The organism is Halomonas sp. 3A7M, from assembly GCF_014897875.1.
Taxonomy (GTDB): Bacteria; Pseudomonadota; Gammaproteobacteria; order Pseudomonadales; family Halomonadaceae; genus Vreelandella.
The window spans coordinates 1-4,062 of the sequence record NZ_JABUZD010000120.1; the positions used below are offsets into that span (position 1 = coordinate 1).

A 4,062-nucleotide genomic window follows, 5' to 3' on the forward strand; every position below is an offset into this window, starting at 1 on the left:
GAGCCTGAACCCGAACCGGAGCCCGAACCCGAACCGGAGCCCGACACCACACCCACGGCCATTGCGCTGGATGGCAACGTTATCAGGAACGGGGCTGCTGGAGCCGAAATTGGCAGCCTGCAGGTAGCTAGTGCCGATTCAGGTGGCACCTATGACTTTGAGCTGACGGGCGACGATCGCTTCGAAGTCGTCGACGGCAAGCTTAAGCTGCGTGACGGTGAGGCGCTAAGCGCCGATGAGAATGTCGAGCTTACTTTAACGGCCAGCAATAAAAGCGATGAAAGCATAAGCGAGACCTTGACTATAGGCTCCGGGTTCTTGACCACCGGCAGTGGACAAGATGTTATCCGTGCTGATGACGATGGCGCAACGCTTCGTGCTGGAGCGGGCGTTGACCAAATGCTCGGCGGTGCCGGGGACGATACCTTTGTGATTATCGGCGACGTCTCCAGTGGCGGCAAAGTCGATTCGACTGCCACAACAGATGCTTTGGGGTTCCCTATCTCAGAGCTTAATGGCAAAAACTTGAATGAAGACGCCGATGGTGGAGCAGGCGTGATCGAAGGCGGCGGCGGTGACAATACACTTTATGTCATCGGCAAGGCCGATCTAAGCAGCTATACACTAACGAATGTTTCCAAAGTCGAAATTCGCTCTGATGTGACATTTGACACGAGCCAACTGGAAGATTTTCTCACGCTGACCGGTGATGGAAGCAGCACACTGAGAATTCATAGCGATGAGCCAACCACCTTCACGCTGAAAGACGGCATCGACCTCTCCTTCATTGGTGAGCTTGAAATAGGAGAAGGCGTCACACTGGAAATTGACGACCTGGACAGCCTAGGCGGTGCACGCATCCTGAGCGGCTCGGGGACGTTAAAAACTGACACTGATCTGGGCAGCATGTCCGGCTATACGCTGACCTCCGAACTGGCTGTGAATGGCACAGATCCCAGCGAGGCTCGTATTGTCAACACCATTTCTCGTGAAGCCGATGATGACGGCGTTACTCGAGGTACTGAGGAAAATGATTACCTGATCGGTACCGCCGAAGACGACATCATCGATGGGCTGGGCGGTGACGATGTTCTGGTAGGTCTTGGCGGTCAGGATACTTACCAGATTTCTGGATCAGGCACCAAGACGATTATCGATAGCGGTCGCAACAGCACTCTGGATCTTTCACTCGCCGAGGGGGCTGCCAGTCTGGACCTCAGTGAAGGAGGTAGCATAGCGGGAGGAGTAGAAGCAGGAGGAGCCAGCATTCAGCTAGGCACCGGCACCGGCGCTACGGGGCTACAGCCACTGGATATCCTGCTGTCTCAGGATCTATCCGGCTCTTTCAGCGATGACCTCTCTACTATTCGTACGACAGGCTTCATCGATGACCTGATTAACGGTGTGCGTGAGATACAGCCAAACAGCACCTTCGGAGTCGCATCGTATGTCGACAAGCCGCTGTCGCCGTTTGGTGCAAACAGCGACTATGAGTATCGCACTGATGCTCCGCTATCTCTTGATCCGGAAGTGCTACGCCAGGCCTATGAGGAAATGGAAATATTGTCGGGTTCTGATGGCCCAGAGGCTCAACTAACATCGCTGTTGCAGATAGCCCTGCGTGCTGAAGACAGCTTGGCATACCATGAAGAAGGCAACATCGATATGGACGCCACAGGCATTGGCTATCGCCCCGATGCCCTGCGTGCTTTAGTGCTGCTCACGGATGCCAGCTATCACCAGGCCGGCGACGGCATCAGCCGCAATCCAGAGCTGGCGCCCAACAATGGTGACAAGATTCTAGACGGCGACCCCGCAGGCAGCGGAGAGGACTACCCTTCTATCGATCAAGTCAGGGAGGCCCTGGAAGAAAGCAGCATCTACCCTATCTTTGCGGTAACCCGCTATGAGGTTTCTACCTATGAGGAATTGGTCGATGAGCTAGGCTATGGTGCCGTGTTGGAATTGGAAAGTGATAGTTCCAACCTGGTGGAAGTGCTGACCTCGAGTCTAGAGGATTACCGCGCCGACTTTATCGCTGACCTAGTGGGCACGGTATACGCCGACGAACTCACTGGCAACTCTCTGGATAACACTATTCAGGGGGGAGCGGGTGACGACTGGATCTATGCTCTGGGCGGCGATAACCAGCTAAGCGGCGATGAAGATAGCGATACCTTTGTGCTGGGCTTTAGCGGCTCTTCGCGTGGCACCACCACCATCACCGACTTTGTGCACGATGAAGGAGACAAGATCGCCTTTGATAACGACGGCCTGATGACGTTCATCGATTCTGAACTGGACGGCGACACGCCGCTCCCAGAAGATAATTTCGTCGAGCGCAACACACTAGATGATCTTGTTGCCGACGATAATGGCAAGCTGATTCAGCTTCAGGAAGCTATCGACGAGACAACTATCAACGAAGAGGAAACCCTGGAGGATCTGGAAGGCTATCTCTTAGCATTCAATACAGATAGCGGCCACGGCGAGCTCTGGTATGATGATGACTGGAGTAGCGCTGCCGGCCGTGAGCAAGTTGCCGCGCTCTCTTCACTGGATGAACTGGCCCAGGTAACCGGCTTGGGTAAGGAGGATTTCTCACTCTACGCAGCCGAAATTGCTTGATTCATAGGCATAAACATACTGCTCCATACCTATTCGCCCCTGCTTTGTCAGGGGCCTTTTCCTTTCAAATCACCGGCACGCCATGCTGACGGTAGTTGTCCCGCCATGTCCGCACCAGAGAATGGTCCAGGCCATGCTGCGGGCCATCTCCCTCAAGCTGGTGTCACCGTGCAAGCACTGCCGTGCCACCGATGCGCCTGGCTGTCGAAGCCGCTGTCCTCACGCAGCAGGATGGGTTGCTCGGTCAGACCCGGGGCACGAGGCAGCACCCGCTCCAGGAAGGCGTTGCTCTCCTTCATGGTGTGCTGCTTGCCGGGACGCAGCTCCAGGCCCAGGCACCACCCTTCGTTGCCCAGATACGCGGCGATCGGGGTGTAGCCATCGACCTTCTGGTAGGTCCGCGAGACGCCTTCCTTCTTCGAATTGCTGTTGTCCATGACGAAGGTGTCGATGTCCAGGCAGACGTGTGTCGTCTCGGCGGTGATCGGTGCCTCGACCAGTGACAGCAGGGTCGTCGACCAGCTGGCGGTGCGCGCCTGCAGGTCATTGGCGGCAAGTTTTTCCAGCCGCTGTCGCAGCGTGGCGGTGCTCGGCACCTTCTGCAGGGTCAGCAGTTGCTGGAAGGGTTTGTCGCGGCGGAAGTTTTCGATGGCATCATAGTCGCTCATGCCCAGACACAGCAGACCCAGGTAGCTCTTGACCACGTCGCTGGTGCGCATACCCAGCGTGGCGGGGAAGCGGCCGTCGATGCTGTCGACGCCGGCGATCTCGATGCACTGCCCGATGATCGACAGCCCGGAATGGCTGGTGAGGGTGCGGCGACTGGCGCGGAACTTTATGTTGGGCATGGCACTGTCTGGGTGAATGGCGATAATGGCTATATTGCCATGCAGGTCAGTGGGTTAGAAGTGCTTCCGGGGGCCGGTCTCACGGATTCAGGTTAGTAGCAATTATTGAAGGCAATAAGACGAAATTTAAAAGCTTTCACAATGCTCGAATGGTTTTTGATCTGTCAGAGTTTTATAGAGAAGCAACAGATGAAGACTTAACTCAGATGTCTCAACATGCTTCATTGGAGATTGCTGACCTTGCAATTTTTATCTCAGAAGCTGATACGCAAGTAAGAAAGATGGCGCATTCTATTAAGAGTTCGGGTGTATTAGACGCTTATACTGTTACTCAGATATCTACTGCCGCTGCCAATTTTCCAGATATTCCAGTGGCTGTTAATAATGGAAAAATTACATTGCCACGTGGCAAAAAAGAACTTAAAGAGGTTCTACACTTTTTATTAGAAGATATATACAAAGGCCCATTGTCGGGTAGTGATTTTTTAACCAATTCTAAGCGTGAGTTGTAGCATGCTAATCGGGTAGCCGGGGGTGTCTAGCGTAAGCGCCCATAAATCAGCACCTACAGCCACGCCCTGAAATT

1 protein-coding gene and 2 pseudogenes are annotated in these 4,062 nt (G+C 54.4%); 2 read left to right on the forward strand and 1 reads right to left on the reverse strand.

Features of this window, described 5'->3' with window-relative positions; translation table 11 throughout:
- Nucleotides 1-2,628 (forward strand): annotated as a pseudogene (locus INT19_RS11475) (hypothetical protein); the annotation flags it as partial.
- 191 nt (nt 2,629-2,819) lie between these two features.
- On the opposite strand, the pseudogene INT19_RS11480 reads toward INT19_RS11475, so the two are convergent.
- Nucleotides 2,820-3,476: pseudogene (locus INT19_RS11480) on the reverse strand (transposase); the annotation flags it as partial.
- 149 nt (nt 3,477-3,625) lie between these two features.
- On the opposite strand from INT19_RS11480, the gene INT19_RS11485 reads away from it, so the two are divergent.
- The gene (locus INT19_RS11485; protein WP_193060827.1) at nt 3,626-3,988 is read left to right on the forward strand and encodes a hypothetical protein; all 363 of its coding nucleotides are present in this window, start codon (nt 3,626-3,628) and stop codon (nt 3,986-3,988) included.
- Nucleotides 3,989-4,062: the final 74 nt, after the last annotated feature.

Excerpts from the sequence above, each read along its gene's own strand:
- INT19_RS11485 (WP_193060827.1), top strand. The coding sequence starts at position 3,626 with ATGGTTTTTGATCTGTCAGAGTTTTATAGAGAAGCAACAGATGAAGAC.